This window comes from Sediminibacillus massiliensis (assembly GCF_900156915.1).
GTDB classification, from domain to species: Bacteria; Bacillota; Bacilli; order Bacillales; family Amphibacillaceae; genus Sediminibacillus_A; species Sediminibacillus_A massiliensis.
The window spans coordinates 1,309,375-1,327,438 of the sequence record NZ_LT732535.1 but is presented as its reverse complement, the minus strand read 5'-3'; the positions used below and the strand labels follow the sequence as shown (position 1 = coordinate 1,327,438).

General features: G+C 40.2%; 17 protein-coding genes. 9 read left to right on the top strand and 8 right to left on the bottom strand.

The window, feature by feature from the left end; genetic code table 11:
* Window positions 1-27 precede the first annotated feature (27 nt).
* Complete coding sequence (locus CZ434_RS07450; RefSeq protein WP_179107359.1) at window positions 28-981, top strand: nucleoside hydrolase; 954 nt, start codon at window positions 28-30, stop codon at window positions 979-981.
* Window positions 971-1,891: a nucleoside hydrolase gene (locus CZ434_RS07445; protein WP_077622545.1), complete on the top strand. Its 921-nt coding sequence runs from the start codon at window positions 971-973 to the stop codon at window positions 1,889-1,891. Before CZ434_RS07450 ends, CZ434_RS07445 begins: the two co-directional genes overlap by 11 nt.
* Before the next feature lie 212 nt (window positions 1,892-2,103).
* Here the strand turns inward: CZ434_RS07445 and CZ434_RS07440 are convergent, their stop codons facing one another.
* Entirely contained in the window at window positions 2,104-3,180 is a 1,077-nt protein-coding gene (locus tag CZ434_RS07440; protein ID WP_077622544.1) for a LacI family DNA-binding transcriptional regulator, read from the bottom strand.
* A gap of 364 nt (window positions 3,181-3,544) precedes the next feature.
* Between CZ434_RS07440 and CZ434_RS07435 the strand changes: the two genes are divergently transcribed.
* From CZ434_RS07435 to CZ434_RS07405, 7 genes are all read left to right on the top strand, one after another.
* Window positions 3,545-4,843 carry a glycoside hydrolase family 140 protein gene (locus tag CZ434_RS07435; protein ID WP_245830938.1) on the top strand — a complete coding sequence of 433 codons (1,299 nt, stop codon included), beginning with the start codon at window positions 3,545-3,547 and terminating at the stop codon, window positions 4,841-4,843.
* 193 nt (window positions 4,844-5,036) lie between these two features.
* Window positions 5,037-6,017, top strand: a complete 981-nt coding sequence (locus CZ434_RS07430) for a bile acid:sodium symporter family protein (protein ID WP_077622543.1) — start codon at window positions 5,037-5,039, stop codon at window positions 6,015-6,017.
* Window positions 6,018-6,198: 181 nt separating this feature from the next.
* Window positions 6,199-6,651, top strand: coding sequence for a MarR family winged helix-turn-helix transcriptional regulator (locus CZ434_RS07425; RefSeq protein ID WP_077622542.1), 453 nt, complete (start codon window positions 6,199-6,201; stop codon window positions 6,649-6,651).
* A gap of 25 nt (window positions 6,652-6,676) precedes the next feature.
* The gene (gene paiA / locus CZ434_RS07420; protein ID WP_077625106.1) at window positions 6,677-7,192 is read left to right on the top strand and encodes a spermidine/spermine N(1)-acetyltransferase; all 516 of its coding nucleotides are present in this window, start codon (window positions 6,677-6,679) and stop codon (window positions 7,190-7,192) included.
* Between the two features lie 100 nt (window positions 7,193-7,292).
* Complete coding sequence (locus CZ434_RS07415; RefSeq protein ID WP_342745728.1) at window positions 7,293-8,603, top strand: MFS transporter; 1,311 nt, start codon at window positions 7,293-7,295, stop codon at window positions 8,601-8,603.
* A gap of 91 nt (window positions 8,604-8,694) precedes the next feature.
* Window positions 8,695-9,117, top strand: coding sequence for a FosM family fosfomycin resistance protein (fosM, locus tag CZ434_RS07410; protein ID WP_077622540.1), 423 nt, complete (start codon window positions 8,695-8,697; stop codon window positions 9,115-9,117).
* A gap of 209 nt (window positions 9,118-9,326) precedes the next feature.
* The gene (locus CZ434_RS07405) at window positions 9,327-10,310 is read left to right on the top strand and encodes a tRNA dihydrouridine synthase (RefSeq protein ID WP_077622539.1); all 984 of its coding nucleotides are present in this window, start codon (window positions 9,327-9,329) and stop codon (window positions 10,308-10,310) included.
* 141 nt (window positions 10,311-10,451) lie between these two features.
* Here CZ434_RS07405 and betB read toward each other — a convergent pair whose 3' ends face one another.
* The 7 genes from betB to CZ434_RS07370 form a co-directional block, all read right to left on the bottom strand.
* Window positions 10,452-11,912: a betaine-aldehyde dehydrogenase gene (betB, locus tag CZ434_RS07400; RefSeq protein WP_077625105.1), complete on the bottom strand. Its 1,461-nt coding sequence runs from the start codon at window positions 11,910-11,912 to the stop codon at window positions 10,452-10,454.
* A gap of 29 nt (window positions 11,913-11,941) precedes the next feature.
* Window positions 11,942-12,475, bottom strand: coding sequence for a chromate transporter (locus tag CZ434_RS07395; protein ID WP_077622538.1), 534 nt, complete (start codon window positions 12,473-12,475; stop codon window positions 11,942-11,944).
* Between the two features lie 4 nt (window positions 12,476-12,479).
* Complete coding sequence (locus CZ434_RS07390; RefSeq protein ID WP_077622537.1) at window positions 12,480-13,064, bottom strand: chromate transporter; 585 nt, start codon at window positions 13,062-13,064, stop codon at window positions 12,480-12,482.
* Window positions 13,065-13,067: 3 nt separating this feature from the next.
* Window positions 13,068-14,066, bottom strand: a complete 999-nt coding sequence (locus CZ434_RS07385) for an NAD(P)/FAD-dependent oxidoreductase (protein ID WP_077622536.1) — start codon at window positions 14,064-14,066, stop codon at window positions 13,068-13,070.
* Between the two features lie 424 nt (window positions 14,067-14,490).
* Window positions 14,491-14,850 (bottom strand): Rieske (2Fe-2S) protein, encoded by a 360-nt coding sequence (locus CZ434_RS07380; protein ID WP_077622535.1) that lies wholly within the window; start codon window positions 14,848-14,850, stop codon window positions 14,491-14,493.
* On the bottom strand, window positions 14,828-15,931 hold the full coding sequence (locus CZ434_RS07375; RefSeq protein ID WP_077622534.1) for an amidohydrolase family protein: 1,104 nt from the start codon (window positions 15,929-15,931) through the stop codon (window positions 14,828-14,830). Before CZ434_RS07375 ends, CZ434_RS07380 begins: the two co-directional genes overlap by 23 nt.
* A 302-nt stretch (window positions 15,932-16,233) precedes the next feature.
* A complete protein-coding gene (locus tag CZ434_RS07370) occupies window positions 16,234-17,766 on the bottom strand; it encodes a glycine betaine uptake BCCT transporter (RefSeq protein WP_077622533.1) in 1,533 nt (510 codons plus the stop codon).
* Window positions 17,767-18,064: the final 298 nt, after the last annotated feature.

The following is an 18,064-nucleotide window of genomic DNA, read 5'->3' as shown; positions in this document are numbered from 1 at the left end:
ATGTAGTTGGGAAATAGAAACAAAGGAGTGATAATTTTGAATTACAACTATCAGGTTCCTGAACATAAAAAATTAAGAGTGATTATCAATACAGATGCCAAAAATGAAGCCGATGATCAATTTGCTATTGTCCATGCCTTATTAACTCCTAAGTTTGATGTGAAAGGGATTATAGCAGCACATTTCGGTGAACATAAAAGCAAACGTTCCATGGAAGATAGCTATGAAGAAATAGAAAAGTTACTAAGATTAATGGATTTAAAAAAGTCAATTAAAGTTGTCAAAGGCGCAAGCAAAGGTATGGATGATATAGATACACCGGTCATTTCGGAAGGTTCCCGGTTAATTATCGATGAAGCATTAAAAGAAGATTCTTCACCTCTTTATCTGATTTTTTTAGGTCCAATCACTGATCTGGCTTCCGCTTACATTGAAGAGCCACGGATCGTTGATAAATTAACTGCCATTTGGATAGGTGGAGGCGTCTATCCAGAAGGTGGTAGGGAGTTTAATTTGTCTAACGACATTCCAGCAGCTAATGTTGTTTTTCAGTCACCTATTCCGTTATGGCAAGTTCCTAAGAATGTCTATCAAATGGTAAAAGTAGGGATAAGTGAGTTAGAAAACAAAGTGAAACCATTTGGGGATATCGGTAATTACTTATTTGAACAGTTAGCAGAATATAATAATAGCCCGTATTGGAGAAATCCGTGGGGGGATAGTTGGTGTCTAGGCGATTCACCCGCTGTATCTCTACTAATTGATGACCATCAATTTCATTATGAAGAAAAAGATGCGCCTTTTTTCACAAACGATATGCGCTATCAACTCGGAGCAAGTAATAGTGTTAGGAAAATAAGAGTTTATAATTCTATTGATGCCCGTTTTACGTTAGAAGATATGTATGCAAAGATAGCATTAAACTATCCGGAAAAAAGCGAGACTTTAAGAAATAAAGAGGTGGTAAATAGTGAAAACTAATTACAGTGTTCCAGAACATAAAAGATTAAGACTTATTATTGATACAGATGCTAAAAATGAAGCGGATGATCAGTATGCAATTGTCCATGCATTGCTTACGCCGAAGTTTGATATAAGAGGGATTGTAGCTGCTCATTTTGGCAAATATCGCTTTGGAACAGTACCAGTAACCAACTCGATGGAAGAAAGTTATGATGAGATTATCAAGGTTTTGGGTCTAATGGATTTGGAGGAGAAAGTTGTTGTTAAAAAAGGTGCTGTAAAAGCATTGGAAGATGAATCTACTCCTCAAGTATCAGATGGAGCAAGATTAATAGTAGAGGAAGCCTTAAAATCTGATGAACAAAATCCCCTTTATGTAATTTTTCTTGGACCAATTACTGATTTGGCAGCTGCCTACTTAATGGAGCCAAAGATTGAAGATAGGGTCACCGCGATATGGATTGGCGGCGGGAAATATCCTGAAGGAGGAAGAGAATTTAATTTAAAGAATGACATCAATGCTGCCAATGTAATTATGAATTCCAATATAAAGCTTTGGCAAGTTCCTATCAATGCTTATCGTCTAATAAGGGCTAGTATTGCTGAGTTAGAGCAGAAAGTTAGACCACATGGTGAACTTGGGAAGTATTTATTCGAACAATTAGCTGAATTAAATAATGATCCTGCTTGGCCGCTTCCATTTGGAGAGGCTTGGTGCTTAGGGGATTCACCTGCAGTATCCTTGCTTATTGATGAACATAATCATCATTATAGGGAACTTCCTGCGCCGCGTATTACTGAAGATATGCAATATGTCCATTTTCAAAACGAAAGAAAAATTAGAGTATATGATTACATCGACCCGCGTTTTACACTTGATGATATGTTCTCAAAGATTGCACTTCATTACCCAGCCAGTGTCCGATAAAATAATAACAAACCAAAACAGTATATATATCAGTGGTAAATAACACTAACACTGATTCTTCACGACAAGGAGCTATCCTGGTAATGCTACATACCTCAGGATAGCTCCTTGTTGATTTTGATATTATATGCAGACAGGCTGTCTAATGTCTTGCGATAAAGACAATAAATACAACTGCTTACTTTAAAGGTGTTTAGTAGAATATATCTGTTTTACAAAGATTTTATTTCTCCATCCACCATCGCTTCCTTTTTATAAGCAATACTAGAATCTCGTTCTATAAAATCTGTATCTACAAAAACCTTTACATTGTCGGCGTCTTGTTGCTCAATAATCTGAATGAGTTTTTCCACACTTAATGATGCAATTTTATCTTTCTTAACATTTACAGTAGTTAATTCAGGTGTGAGAACCTTAGACTCAAAAATATTGTCAAACCCAACAACTGAGACTTGGTCAGGTACTTTAATATCTAACTCATTTAGTGTTTTCATGACACTGATGGCCATATAATCACATTCGCAAAACAAAGCGGTCGGCAGGTTTGTCAGGCGTTTTTTTAGTTTATCTTCAAGCTCTTTTTGAGAAGAAATGGTGGTAGGAGAAATTTCGAAAATGTTATCTTTGGTTATAGACAAGTCGTTTTCTTCTAGAGCTTGTAAAAAACCTTCTTCCCTCATATTGAAGTTGTACATACGATCAGTGGATCTTACATACCCTATGTCTGAATGCCCATTCCTTATTAAATATTCGCCAGCTTGATATGCGCCATAAAGATTGTTCATGACTACAAAGTTAATATTCAGAGTTTCGAAACAAGTATCTAACACAACAATATTAGGTTGAATCATGGCAATTGTTCTAATTTGATCTGAGGTTAAGTTTGTACCTAGTAACAGGATGCCACTGGATTTTTGTTCGTTTTCCAGTTCACTGATTTCTTCATAAAGTTTTTCAACGTTAATAGAAGAAACTAATAGTGAATAACCGTTAGTTTTTGTGCATTTTTCAATGCTGTTAATTAATTCTGTGAAAAAAGACTGGGACTCATATTGTTCTGTAACAATCCCTTCATTTGTGCAGGCTACAAAGCGCAATAACTTGTGATTAGATTTAGAAGCAGTGTATTTTTCTGCTTTTACAACAGGTCTAGGAATATATCCGTGTTCCTGGGCAATTTTAAGTATCTTTTCTCTTGTGGCCTGACTAACGCCATTCTTCCCATTTAAAGCTAAAGAAACAGCAGACTTAGAAACATTAGCTAACTTGGCTATATCATTTATTTTCATATACTACACACCTATCCAAAGTATTTGTATGAAAGCGTTTATAATATATTTATTATAACATAATTGATAAAAATTTAGCTAAAATTTAGTCTGTGAAATATCTGCATATTGCCTTTTATTAAAATTTTCGATTCAAATATTGAAGGAATTTGAAAGTTTAAGCCATGAATTTTATTCTTTTTACAAAAAAACTAAACTTTTTACTCAACTATAGTTGATTAATAGAAGAATGCTTGGTAATATACGGTAAAGTTAGTTTATATAAAGCAGATAAGTTAAGTTTTAATTGTAACCGATTTCATGTCAGTGTAAAAAACATTTTGTATGGGTTAGCCTTACAAGGAACCGTAAAGGGAGTGATATATTGTATAAGCTATCAAGCGAAGATTCAAGAGTATTGATATCTGAATCAATGGATTATTTTCAACGAGGAGATAAAAGATTTTTTTATCTAGCTGATACAGTCTGGAATGCTTTTTTGAAGTGTTCATTGGAAGAGTGGAAAGAATATCTGTTATATAGACAAAAGCAAAACTTCAATGTTTTACAAATCAGTATTCTTCCTATATTACATGATGCAAGTCAATATATTGGGGAACTTCAGCCTTTCGAAAAAGATAAAAAAGGAAATTGGAATTTTGATTTGCCGAATGAAAATTATTTTTATAAAGCTGAACAAATGATCAAAATAGCAACTGAAATGAGATTTATTCCTGCCCTAGTAGTTTTATGGTGCAATTATGTTAAAGGGACTTGGGCATCTGAAAAAGTACACCCTTCATGCATAATGCCTATAGATAAAGTAGAATCATATACTTCATATGTAGTTAACCGTTTTAAAAGGTACAGTCCTATTTATCTTGCAAGTGGGGATACAAATTTTCCTACGGACGAATCCGTTGAGTACTTTAGAACTGTAATACGAACTATAAAAAGAAATGATAGGGAAGGGTTAACCGCATTCCATTTACAGCCTCATGTGAATCTCCCAGAGGAATTCATTCATTCAAAAGAAGTAGACTTTTATATGTATCAGTCAGGTCATCAAAAAAATCAAGATCTAACTTATAAATTAGCAGAAAAATTTTCGAATATAAGGGTGAAAAGACCAATTGTAAATGGGGAACCCTGTTATGAAGGTCATGGATACGGTAGGGAATACGGGAGATTTAAATCATTCGAAGTCCGCAAAGCCATGTGGCAAAGTTTGCTGTCAGGTGCAAAAGCCGGGTTTACATATGGGGCGCATGGATTGTGGTCATGGCATAGAAGAGGCGAGATATTCAATAATAAAGAATTCTCCGATACCCCATTAGATTGGCGGTCTTCCTTACAATTGGAAGGAGCATGGGATGTTAGCTTTGCGAAATGGTTGTTTGAATTATATAACCTATTTGATCTTGAACCCCAAGATAAAATCTTAAATGAATCTGAGGAAATTAGAATGGCGTCTTCAAAAGATGGGAGAAAAGTGATTGTTTACATTCCTTATTTGACTGAAGTGCACATCAACGAGGACCTTTCTAATTTCAATTTGTATTTAGTAGACCTTTCAAAGAAAAATTTTATGATACCAAAAATGGACTTCAATAATGATAAATGGAGTTCCTTAAAGATATATGACAGTAATTCAGATGCACTGTTAATCGGCACAAGAGATTAACCTGGATGATTAGATGATGTTGTGAGACATCATTATTTTTTTTTTTGATCCATATAGCTGTAAACAGTCTTGATTTACAAATTATATCTTGACTCCATTGCTTATAATAGAAATAAGTGAAAATTGCATTATTATCTGAGATTGGCAGTCTGGATTAGACTGTTATCTTCTTTAGTAATTTGGAGTTGGACTTATGCTTATTAAATTAAATGAGAGACTGAACAGCGTGATGCCTTTTCTCGCTCCGGTAAGTGTCGTGTTGGGTGTTTTGCTTTCAGGACATATAATCGGTTTTGCTTTTTTGATCACATGGATTTTTGCTTTTATATCCTTTACTGGAAGCTTGAATTCCAATTTTCATTCTTTACAAAAAACATTTCTGAATCCCCTTCCGATCATTGTCGTGTTGATTGTGCTTCATATCATCATGCCGATTTGGGCGTGGTCTGTCGGTCATATCACCTTCAACGGAGACATGCTTACCATCATCGGATTGTTGCTTTCGATGGCGATCCCGACTGGCATTACGAGTTTTATCTGGGTGTCCATCCATAAAGGTAATATTGCGCTCACCTTTTCCACCGTAATCATCGATACGATATTATCCCCTGTGCTGGTGCCGTTGACGTTATCCTTGTTTGTGGGGGCATCGGTCGATATGGAAATTTGGAGCATGATGAGGTCCCTGGTCGGTATGGTTGTTTTGCCGTCCGTATTGGCGATGACAATCAACCATATCAGCAAAGGCAGGGCAGGCGAAGTATGGAGCCCGCGGTTATCGCCTTTTTCCAAACTCGGGCTCATGTTGGTGATCATGATCAACAGCGCTGTCGTCGCTCCTTATCTTTCCAACATCAATTGGAAGTTAGTGTGGATTGCGGCTGTGGTATTCTTCATCGCTGCTTCCGGATATTTGCTGTCATGGTGTATCGGCACGCTGCTCAACCGGGACAGGGATGAAGTCATCGCTTTGACTTTTTCGGGCGGCATGCGGAATATAAGTGCCGGGTCGGTCATTGCGGTAACGTATTTCCCGCCGCCAGTCGCTGTCCCGGTCGTGATCGGCATGTTGTTCCAGCAAGTGCTAGCGTCCATTTACGGGTTTTTATTGAGACGTTTATATGGGAAGCCATCTATAGCAGCAGATAGTCTGCAGGTTCATGAAAAGGGATAGCTGGAAAAGGCAGGAACGAACATCGTTTCAGCCTTTTTTACGTTGAAGATAGGTGGTCATGGAAATGGTGAAGTAACTAAGCACATTGGTAAATGAATGTTGTAAATGCAACAATATTGAGTTATGATTAACATATGTTTTATGTTGTAATTGCAACAAAGTACAGGGGTGGGGGATCATTATGAAGGAAATACTCCGTGAGGTTGGCATGATAGCAAGGGCTTTGGATTCAATAAGTAATATAGAGTTTAAAGAATATGATCTCACGAGAGGGCAGTATTTATATATAGTCCGGATTTGCGAAAATCCTGGCATCATTCAGGAAAAAGTGGCTGAGATGATAAAAGTAGATCGGACGACAGCAGCCCGGTCGATAAAAAAACTGGAAACGAATGGTTTTATCGAGAAAAAAGAAGATCCACATAACAAAAAGATTAAAAAACTTTATCCCACAGAGAAAGGAAAAAGCATATATCCTTTCATAAAGCGGGAAAATGATCACTCCAATCTCGTGGCGTTGCAGGGTTTTTCCGAAGAAGAAATGGAAACCATGTTCCACCTTCTGCAAAGAGTAAGAAAGAATGTAGAAAAAGACTGGGAATATGTCAAAAAGGGAAACAAAAGGAGTTATTGATTACAGAGGGGAGCAGCATATTAAAATGTCGATAAAGATGAAGTTGTGTACCTTGGGAAATGCACAGACACTGCAGGAAATTAGTCAGGAAACATTCATGGAAACATTTGAGGACCAGAATACACCGGAGAATATGAAGGCCTATATGGAGAAGGCATTCAACTTAAAGCAAATAGAAAAAGAGTTGGCAAACCCTTCATCGCAATTCTTTTTTGTTCATTTTAATCAGGAAATCGCAGGGTATTTAAAAATTAATACCGGCGAAGCGCAAACGGAAGAAATGGGTGATGACTGCCTTGAAATTGAAAGGATTTATATAAGACATTACTTTCAAAGGCATGGACTGGGAAAATATCTGTTAGGTAAAGCCATGGAGATTGCGCAAGAGCATAATTTACATAAAATATGGCTGGGTGTATGGGAAGAAAATGAAAATGCGATTGCTTTCTATCAAAAAATGGGATTTGTCCAAACGGGAGCACACGCATTTTATATGGGGGATGAAGAACAAACGGATTTAATCATGACCAAAAGGCTCTAGTGAAAAGAGAATATAGGTAGGCGCCTAATTCATATTAACGGAATAAGGGAACTCTCAAGATGGAGAGTTCTTTTTTATGAACATTATGTGAAAACAATGAATTAATCAAAGGGGAACTTTATTTTTAATAGAAAGAGTATTTATTAGAATACATAAGTGTGGTGTTAATATCAGTCAACAAAGCATTTCCCAAAAGAAGAACTCATTTTTACTGCTGTTCGGACTGGGCATGTCTACTTTAGGAGACTTTATTTATCTTGTTGCCATTAATGTTTTCGTGTTGAAACTGACGGGATCAGCTGCTGCGGTAGCCGGATTATGGATCATAGGACCGATCGCTTCGATATTCACGAAGTTTTGGTCTGGTAGTATGATAGACCGTTTGAATCTCCGGAGGATAATGATCGGTACAGACATCATTCGTGCAGCAATAGTAGCGATCATTCCTTTCTTCAGCTCTATTTGGCCTATATATGTATGTCTTTTCTTTCTCTCTATTTCCAAAGCGTTCTTTGAACCCGCAGCAGTCACCTACATAACGAATATTGTTCCAGAAAAAGGCCGGAAACAATTTAACTCGTTTAGAAGTTTGATAACGTCAAGTGCTTTCTTGATCGGCCCAGCCATATCGGGAGCACTGCTGCTCGTTACCACTGTTCATCTATCGATATGGATTAACGCTGTTTCTTTTGTTGTTTCAGCTATAATGGTATATTTATTGCCAAACGTAAATAACGATGCGGATCAAACAGTGAATAAGCTCGATTTGAAATTGCTGAAAAGTGATTGGAAGGAAGTATTCAAATTCACTCAGCGTAACCTATTTGTTGTAAAGGTGTACTTTATAGCGCAATTTTTTATGATTGTTGCACTTGGAATGGATGCGCAAGAGGTCGTCTTCACTCAAAAGGTCTTGAATTTATCCGAAGCAGAGTACGGGTTACTCATAAGCCTGACAGGAGTTGGTTCTATTTTAGGCGCAGCAACAGTTTCGTTCGTGGCTAAAAAGCTGTCTATAAGAATGCTAATCTCCAGCGGGTATTTTATGTTATCGGTCGGCTATCTAATCTATGCTTTCTCCTTTTCATTTTGGTCTGTAGCATTTGGATTTATCGTACTAGGATTCTTCAACTCCTTTTCTGGTACTGGATTTATGACTTTTTATCAAAACAATGTTCCGGTTAAGATGATGGGGAGGATTTCGAGCATATATGGCATATTCCAAAGTGTCTTTCAGATTATCTTTATTTTATTAATTGGTTTTACAGGTGATATCATTCCGGTCAGGTACAGTATCATTGCTGCCTCGATTTTACTGCTGTTGCTGAGCATTTGGCAAATAAAGCTAGCACTTATGCCAAGCAAATCCGAGTACTTCAATGAAGAGTCAGAACTCAGAAGTACCTCTTAATATGTTGGTTTTTATCTCTTTCATATCGATTAACTGTAGAAATCCTGGAAAATCGCGGGGATGATCAATAAGAATAGGGTGAGGTGAGACAGTGTCAATAAAAGGACTTAATCATTTTTTATTTTCGGTTTCTGATTTGGAAAAAGCTATTGAGTTTTACAAAAGAGTATTTGAAGCCAAACTGCTAGTAAAAGGTAGAAATACTGCATATTTTGATTTGAATGGAATGTGGCTTGCTCTCAATCGCGAGAAGGATATACCCCGTAATGAAATAAGCAGATCATACACACATATAGCCTTTTCGATTGAAGAGTCAGACTTTGATAAAATGTATGACAGACTAAAAGAATTGAATGTAAACATTTTGTCTGGCCGTCCAAGAGACAAAAGAGATAAAAAATCGATTTATTTTACTGATCCAGATGGTCACAAATTTGAATTTCATACAGGCACTTTACAAGATAGGTTGGATTTCTATAAACAAGAGAAATCCCATATGGAGTTTTTTGATTAAACGACTGAAAAGTGGAAAAAATGACCAGTTGACAATTATGATGAAATTCCTCCTGTGTAAATAGAATGGTCGAAATTTTCTATAGTTTGATAAAAAGTACATAACCATGGTATAAGTATAAATGAAGCAAAGCTATCTTTGCTTTTTATTTTTGGGGTCATATCAGGCTTTGGACTGATGCCCCGATAATGAGAGGATTTGAATTTGGTATGACTGATAATTTTTGGCGTGATCTACCACGACCGTTTTTTATACTTGCACCGATGGAAGATGTGACCGATGTTGTTTTCCGCCATGTGGTGAGCGAAGCAGCAAGGCCTGATGTGTTCTTTACAGAGTTTACAAACACGGAAAGTTATTGTCATCCGGAAGGGCAGCATAGCGTGCGTGGCCGTTTGACCTTCACGGAAGATGAACAACCAATGGTCGCCCATATATGGGGGGACAAACCGGAATATTTTCGTGAAATGAGTATCGGGATGGCGAAAGAAGGCTTCCGCGGTATCGATATCAATATGGGCTGTCCGGCACCTAATGTCGCAACAAATGGGAAAGGATGCGGACTTATCCGCCGTCCGGAAGTAGCAGCAGAGCTGATACAAGCAGCAAAAGCAGGCGGACTGCCCGTAAGCGTGAAGACAAGACTTGGTTATACGTATGTGGATGAATGGCGTGACTGGCTTACACATTTATTGAAACAAGACATCGTTAATCTATCTATTCATCTTCGTACGAAAAAGGAAATGAGTAAAGTGGATGCCCACTGGGAATTGATCCCTGAAATCAAGAAACTAAGGGATGAAGTGGCTCCTGACACACTTTTGACGATCAATGGCGATATTCCTGACCGTCAAACCGGATTGGAACTCGTTCAAAAGTATGGGGTGGATGGAGTAATGATCGGGCGAGGCATTTTCACAAACCCATTTGCTTTTGAAGAGCAGCCGAAAGAGCACAGCAGTAAGGAGTTGCTGGATCTTCTAAGGTTGCACCTTGATCTCTTCGATCACTATACGAATGAATTTGAATCGCGTCCATTCAGGCCGCTTCGCCGTTTCTTCAAGATTTATGTACGTGGTTTCCGAGGGGCGAGTGAGTTAAGAAATGAATTGATGAACACAGAGTCAACGGATGAAGTGCGTACATTGCTGGATAGCTTCGAGCAGAAGAATGAGGAGACTAGTTTAGTTTAGTTAGTCAATGAGCTATTTCTGAAATAGGGGATTCCCCCCAGGCTTCGCTATGAGACTGATCGTGCGACTTTCTTGTTGAAAATAAAACACTCACAGACGTTGTGTTATCAACGGTTGTGAGTGTTTTTTATCATAAGCTGATTATTCTCCGAACCAATTGACAGGCTCTGGTTTCAGGTTATGGAAGATATGCTTCGTTTCCGTATATTCTTCCAATCCAAGTTTACCTAACTCACGGCCAATGCCCGATTGTTTGAATCCGCCCCATGGTGCATGTGGGAAGTATAGGTTGAATTCGTTAATCCATACGGTGCCCATGCGCATTTTGGCAACACATCGTTCAGCTTTCACGATATCGTTTGTCCAAACGCCGCCGGCAAGCCCGTAAATCGAATCATTAGCCAGTTTAACAGCTTCTTCCTCTGTAGTGAACGTTTCGACAGTTATGATAGGACCGAATGCTTCATCCTGTACAATGCTCATATCTGTCGTGCAGTTAGTGAAAATGGTAGGTAAATAGAAGAATCCATTTTGTAGCGCCGGGTCTTCTGGTTGTTTACCTCCAACAACCACTTTTGCACCTTCCTTTTTACCTGCTTCTACATACTTTTCTACTTTTGCTAGATGTTCTGCGGAAATAAGCGGACCCATTTGGGTATCATCATCAAAACCACTGCCGATTTTAATGTTTTGCACACGTTCCACTAAAGCCTCCACGAACTTGTCGTGAATACTTTCTTCTATAATAAGCCTCGTTCCAGCTGAACAAATTTGGCCGGCATGGAAGAAAACGGCATTCATTGCCTGATCTACTGCTGTTTCGAAATCAGCATCCGCAAATACCACATTAGGGTTTTTGCCGCCAAGCTCTAATGCCAGTTTCTTCACATTGATGCTAGCTGCTTGCATGATTTTTTTCCCTGTTTCAATTCCGCCTGTAAAAGAGATTAAATCTACCTCTATATTGGTTGAAAGCTCTGCGCCAACAGTGTTACCTGCCCCAAGGACAAGGTTTGCGACCCCAGCCGGAACACCTGCTTCTTCTATTAATTCAAAGACTTTGACAGTTGTCAGCGGTGTGATTTCACTAGGTTTCATGACCAGTGTGTTGCCTGTGACCAGGGCGGGTGCTAGTTTCCAAGATGCTTGCAATAATGGATAGTTCCATGGAGTGATCTGCCCGCAGACTCCGACTGGCTCATGGACCACTTTGCTTACAGCGTCAGGGATGGGGGAATCAATGATTTCACCGCCATCTTTGTCGCCTATATCGGCATAATAACGGAAAACTCCGGCTATATCATCCATATCACCGCGGCTTTCTTCCACTGTTTTGCCTGTATCGAGGGATTCAAGTTCGGCTAGTTCCTCTTTATCACGTTCGATTAGTTCGGCAATTTTTCGGACAAAGGCTGCCCGTGCTGCTGCCGGTGTGTTTGGCCAATCACCATTATCGAACGCTTGTCTGGCCGCCGAGATGGCTGCTTTTGCATCCGATTCATTTCCTTCAGCAGCCACAGCAATCTCTTCTTGATTAAATGGATTGATGATGGAGCGTGTTTCACCGATTCCGGCATCCACCCATTTTCCATCGATGAACATCTTTTTTGTTTCCAAAATCGCTTCCTCCTTTAAAAACTATAAATTAGGATTCCTAACAATCCTGAACAACTGATCACCCATACCGGAGACACTTTTTTGAACAGCAGTATAATGGAAAGGAATAATATCAAATATTGGGCATATGCAATCTCGTTTGAAAATAAGTCCGTTTGTCTGCTCATAAGAAACCCTGCATAAAGAATAAGTGCGGCAATCACCGGATGGATGCCGTTTAAACAATGACGGACGATGTTCAGGGAAGCTTGGTGCGTTACCAGTTTGATAATAGCTAGCACAATCAAAAACGAAGGGAGCAAATTCCCTGCCACTGCTATGATTGCTCCTAACGGTCCAGCTGTATGGTAACCAATGAATAAAGCCGAGTTTGATGCAATCGGCCCTGGGGAGGACCCGGCAATCGCTATAATATCTGTAAATTGGTGATGCGGAATCCAGTGGTGTTCCCTATTTGCCTGTTCCATCAGCGGAATCATTGCATAACCGCCACCGAATCCGAATAGTCCTATTTTGAAAAATGCCAAAAACAACTGCAGCATCTGCATGCGGTCATCCCCTTCTATGCTCCCAAATAGATTGAAACAGACCAATCAAGCCTCCGCCGATGATCAGACATACCGGCGACAGGTTTAGAAATCCCAGCGTACAAAGGGTGAGGAGGAAAACCATCAAAGTAAATTTGTTGTAAATCGCTCGTTTTCCTATTTTGTATGCCGCAAATACAATAAGGCCGATGATGGCGGGCCGGATTCCTTTAAATGCATTTTGGACAATGTCCAGGTTCTGGTAGTTTAAATAAAGATAGGTTAACCCGACAATGATCAGACTCGCTGGCACCAACATACCGGCTATCGCAGACATGGCGCCCGGTATCCCTCTCACCGTATAACCGATATAGACAGCGGAATTGAGTGCCACAGAACCTGGGGCAGACTGGGCTATTGCCACAACATTGGGAATATCTTCTTTGGCAAGCCAATTTCTTTTGTTTACAATCTCACTTTCAATGTGGGGAATCATCGTTATGCCCCCTCCAAAGGTGAGGGGGCTGATTTTCATAAATGTCAGAAAGACAGCGAATAAGTCCTTTAGATGATTTCCAGTTAAGGCGGTTTGTTTCTCCTGGGTGATCACGCCTTAAACTCCACTTAGCACTCTGGTGCTGTGTGGTGGCTGCACTTTAGTTTCCGGATCGATGTAATGTTTCGCTTGGCTGATCGCAGTCGGCGCTTCCCCAAAACCAGAGGCAATCAGCTTTACCTTACCGGCATGTGTCGTGATATCGCCAGCAGCAAAAAGCCCGGGGATATTTGTCTCCATTTTTTCGTTTACTACAATCGAATTTTTCTCCAGTTCCACTCCCCATTCCCTGATTGCGCCAATGTCGGAAAGGAAGCCATGGTTAACAATCAAGGCGTCTACTTCGATGTTTTCAACGGCTTCGCCTTTATTTTCTTTAATAACGACTTGTTCCAGTCTATCATTATTGCCGATCAAATCGTCAATCATCATCGGCGTTTTTATTTGGACAGAGGATTCTCTCAATTGATTCACACTGTGTTCATGTGCGCGGAAGGCATCTCTGCGATGGACAAGAGATACTTCTTCTGCGACTCCTTCTAACATTAGAGCCCAATCGACAGCAGAGTCTCCTCCGCCTGCGACACATACTTTTTTACCGTGGAATGCTTGCAAGTCGGTAATGGAGTAGAGGAGGTTGGTCCCTTCGTATTTGCCTGCTTCAGCATGCTTTAACCTTCGCGGCTGAAAGGCGCCCGCGCCACTTGTTACGATGACTGTTCTTGCATAATGGATTTCCTTGGTCGTGGATACTTTAAATAGTTGGTCTTCGATTTTTTCCACGTACTGGACGTTTTCTTCCAGGCATATTTCCGGGTTGAATTGTTTTGCTTGTTGTTCGAGTTGGTTGATTAAGTCTTTTGCTAAGACTTTTGGGAAACCGGCTACATCGTAAATGTATTTTTCCGGATACAATGCCATCAGCTGTCCGCCTACTTGCGGCAGGCTGTCAATGACCTTGACCGACATTTCCCGCATTCCTCCATAAAAAGCAGCAAATAACCCGGTAGGACCTGCTCCGATAATAAGAGAGTCAACGATATTCTCTGAATTCATAACATTCACCTTCTTGTTCATTTTTTGGTTTTTTAGTTTGCTCTTAATATAAACTGCGACAAAACTTCAGTGCGGCTTCCTATCATCCTTTTTGGATGGAGTGGTAGTCCAACGCTGCGGAAAAAATCCCACTGGAGTCTCGCATTTTTCCCCAGCTTAAGATAGAGTTTCTGATTAAGAGAGAAGTGGTCCTTAATGTATGTCTAATATGGATTATTCCTAATAAAAATAAGAAAAGCCCTAACAGAAGAGGCAGTACACGCAGATTCCTCGAAAATACAAATCGATTTTCTTCGTGAGAGTTGCCACTCTGACGAAGTTCCTTATCCTGACTCACTGAAGTGAATTTCGCAATGTCGCAGTTTCTCTCAAAAAGCAGTTTTTAAAGGGTAGGTAATGTTACCCCACGAAGCGAGTTCCTGTCTTATTTATAGACAATCACTTCTTCGTTCTCCACTTTCACTTTATAGCTTGGCAGTCTTTTATCAGGGTTGGCGAGCATTCTCCCTTCGTTTTTGATGTCGAACTCTCTCCCATGCCAGGGACAGCGGATGATTTCGCCTTTGCGGCAGTAATGATAGTCTCCTGGATTACTATCGTCGGTCGTTGCTCCGCAGATCATCCCTTTATCAAGAGGTGCGCCTTGATGGGTACATTGATTTAAAAAAGCATAAAATTCACCGTCCAATGTCCGGCAAATCAGGACATTTTGCTTTCCGAAATTGGCAGCCTTCATTTCACCTGGTCCTAGTTCTGTTGTTTTACACACGACTTGCTGTTTCATAATGAACGCTCCTGTCTTCTGTTGAATTAGGCAGTTTTGGATAAAATGCTTTGGCATTCTCTGCGAAAATTTTCTCTTTCAACTCCTGATTCATATTCGGCAATGCGCGAGTCGGAGAATCATAATCCCAATGAGGGTAATCGGTAGAGAAGCAAAGAATATCGTCAGAACCCATTTGCTCAATTAGAGACATAAACTCTTGTTTGGTTAGTTCCTCTGCAGGTTGAGTGGTTACCCGGATTTGTTGTTTGAAAATGTCGCTCGGCTTCCGTTTCAACCAAGGTACTTCATGGCGCAGGTCGCGGTATTGCTGGTCCATTTTCCACAATAGGTGAGGAACCCAGGTGAATCCACCTTCGATCATCATCAAGCCGAGGTTAGGGAACTTATCAAACACACCATTGAAAATCATGTTCGTGACTTGCTTCATATGGGCAGTAGGAATCAAGGTGTGCCACTCAATGAAATATCTTGGCCATTTTCCGTAATAGACAGGCGGTTCATTGTGGTGCATGCCGATCATCAAATTATGCTTTTCGGCAGCTTCAAAAATAGGATGATAGAATGGATCGCCCCACATGATATCATCGATCGGCAGTAAAACCTGGACCATTTTTGGATGGTGTCCCACTCTTTCAATTTCTCTTACTGCAGCGTCACGATCCTGGGCTGCTATATGGACAGAGCCGTATAAACGGTCATCTTTTTCCAGCCATTCTTCTATTTGCCAGTCATTATAGGCCGTTGCCAATGCTGCTGCCATTTCATACCAACCATGCATAGATGATGGAGAAGGGTCCAATGCACTTGTTAAAATGCCGAACTCATGTCCGATATCATCCAACAGTTGTTTTTGCATAAATTCTAAGTCAGCTCCAGCTGGACGGCCATCCGGTAAAATTGCATCTGCACGATCTACTCCTGCCACAGCCGGCTGGGTGTATGGCATATGTTTTTCTTGTATCCAGTGACAGTTTTGAATGTAATGTTTGAATGGTTCATCTAAGTATTTCAATATATCCTCATATTGGACGCGTTCGTGTATGTCCGTATCCACGATGCGTATGTGCTCTTTAGCCATTGTGCATTCCTCCCACAAATTCGTTTTGCAAAACATAAATCGAATTGTATCAGTCCCTTTTCGGAACCTCCAAACCGACTGAGTGGCAAAGAGTGCGACTTAGCTACGTCAGTGAAGCTCAGTGAGCCTCAGTGAAGGCCAGTGACATATTTTTATATTTTTGTTTAATTACTTGAAAAGAGGGATAAGGGAGAGGATGTTGAGATGGTAAAAGGGTTTATGTTTCGTTTTCCACAAAAATAAAAACCACTCAAGCTAGTAAGAGCTTTGAGTGGTTTTGGGTTAGGTTAAGTTAAATGTTCTTAACCTGCCGATTTCTGTTTTTCCATGTCTTTCCGTATTTTTCGGCTTGGCTTTTTTGCGATCTCTTGTCTTGCTGCTTTATAGAAGGAACCTCCCATTAACAGCAACACGACCGAGAATGGCAATGCGGCGATAATCAACATGTTTTGCAAACCTTGTGTGCCGCCGAAATAAACAATAATAGCTGCCATAGCTGACATGGCAAGACCCCAAGTGACCTTTACGGAGTTGGCAGGGTTGATAGACCCGGATGTGCTCAGCATTCCGAGAACAAACGTTGCAGAATCGGCGGAAGTGATAAAGAAGATGGCAATCACGACAACGGTGAGCAGGGACATAAATTGACCAAGCGGGTAATGCTGAAGGACGCCAAATGTTGTTGTTTCAAGAGAGTAGGTAGAAATAGCATCTATTCCGTTTTGCTCGATATTCAGCGCGGAAACCCCGAATACTGCAAAAAAGATAAAGCATACTAACGCGGGAACGAAAAGGACTCCTAACATAAATTCTTTTATGGTTCGCCCTTTGGATATTCGGGCAATGAAAATTCCCACAAATGGAGCCCATGATACCCACCATGCCCAATAGAAGATGGTCCAGTTGTCAATCCAAGTCCGACCTTCTTCGTTCAAAGGCGACAGACGGAAACTCATATCGAAAAAGTTTGCAATGTAACTGCCAAGCGTCGATGTGAACATATTTAAAATGTATAACGTAGGCCCGACAATGAATAACAGCAGCATTAACACAAACCCAAGTCCCATATTGATATTACTTAAGTACTTGATTCCTTTCCCTATGCCAGACCAAGCTGAAATAATAAATAAAACAGTGGAAACGGCTAGAATTAATAATTGCATCCCATAGTTACTCGGCAGATTGAACAGGTAAGACAGGCCGCCATTAATCTGTGCCGATCCGAAACCAAGCGTGGAAGCCACACCAACTACTGTTGCAAAAATAGCCAGCGTATCAATCAATTTTCCAGGCCATCCCCGCATGCTCTTTTCACCGAATATCGGTATGAGTGTTGCACTTATTAATCCGGGAAGATCTTTTCGGAATTTAAAATAAGCTAAAGCAAGTGCTACCACGCCATATACTGCCCAAGCGTGAATACCCCAGTGGAAAAAGGAATACTGCAATGATTGCTTGATTGCTTCGTTCGATCCTGCTTCAGCCCCTGGAGGACTCTTGAATGCGTGGGAAATCGGCTCAGCGGTCGTCCAAAATACCAACCCCATACCCATTCCTGCACTGAATAACATGGCAAACCATGAAGCTAAATTAAAATCGGGCTTGTCATCCTCTTTACCTAATTTAATTTTTCCAAATCGCGAAAAAATCAAGTAGATACAAAATGCCAGCACCAACATAATAATCAACAGGTAATACCATCCAAATGCTTCAGAAATAAATGCCGTGGTACTTGATGTAACGGTCTGTAGGTGCTCTGGAGCAACAGCTCCCCAAACGACTAGTACGGCACAAATAGCAAGCGCGTACCAAAAAACTGAACTTACATTTTTCACGCTTTCACCTCAATTAAAGTTTTTTCACAACTCTGTTATTATCTCTTACCGTTCGATAAATATCAACATTATCCGATGTTTAACGCGTGTCGAAAGGGGTGTATGGTATTACTGAAAACCCTATCAGACGTAGGGCTGGATGAATGAAGTTAAGTTACGCAAAAACTTTCGAAAAAAATGAATCAATTCTAAAAGAAAAGGGTTTCAGATACATTTTGCCGTGAGAAATGGAGAAGGGAAATCTTGGCTGCTGGTAGATTGCGAGAAGGATACTTTTAAAACAAATGAAGCTAATATA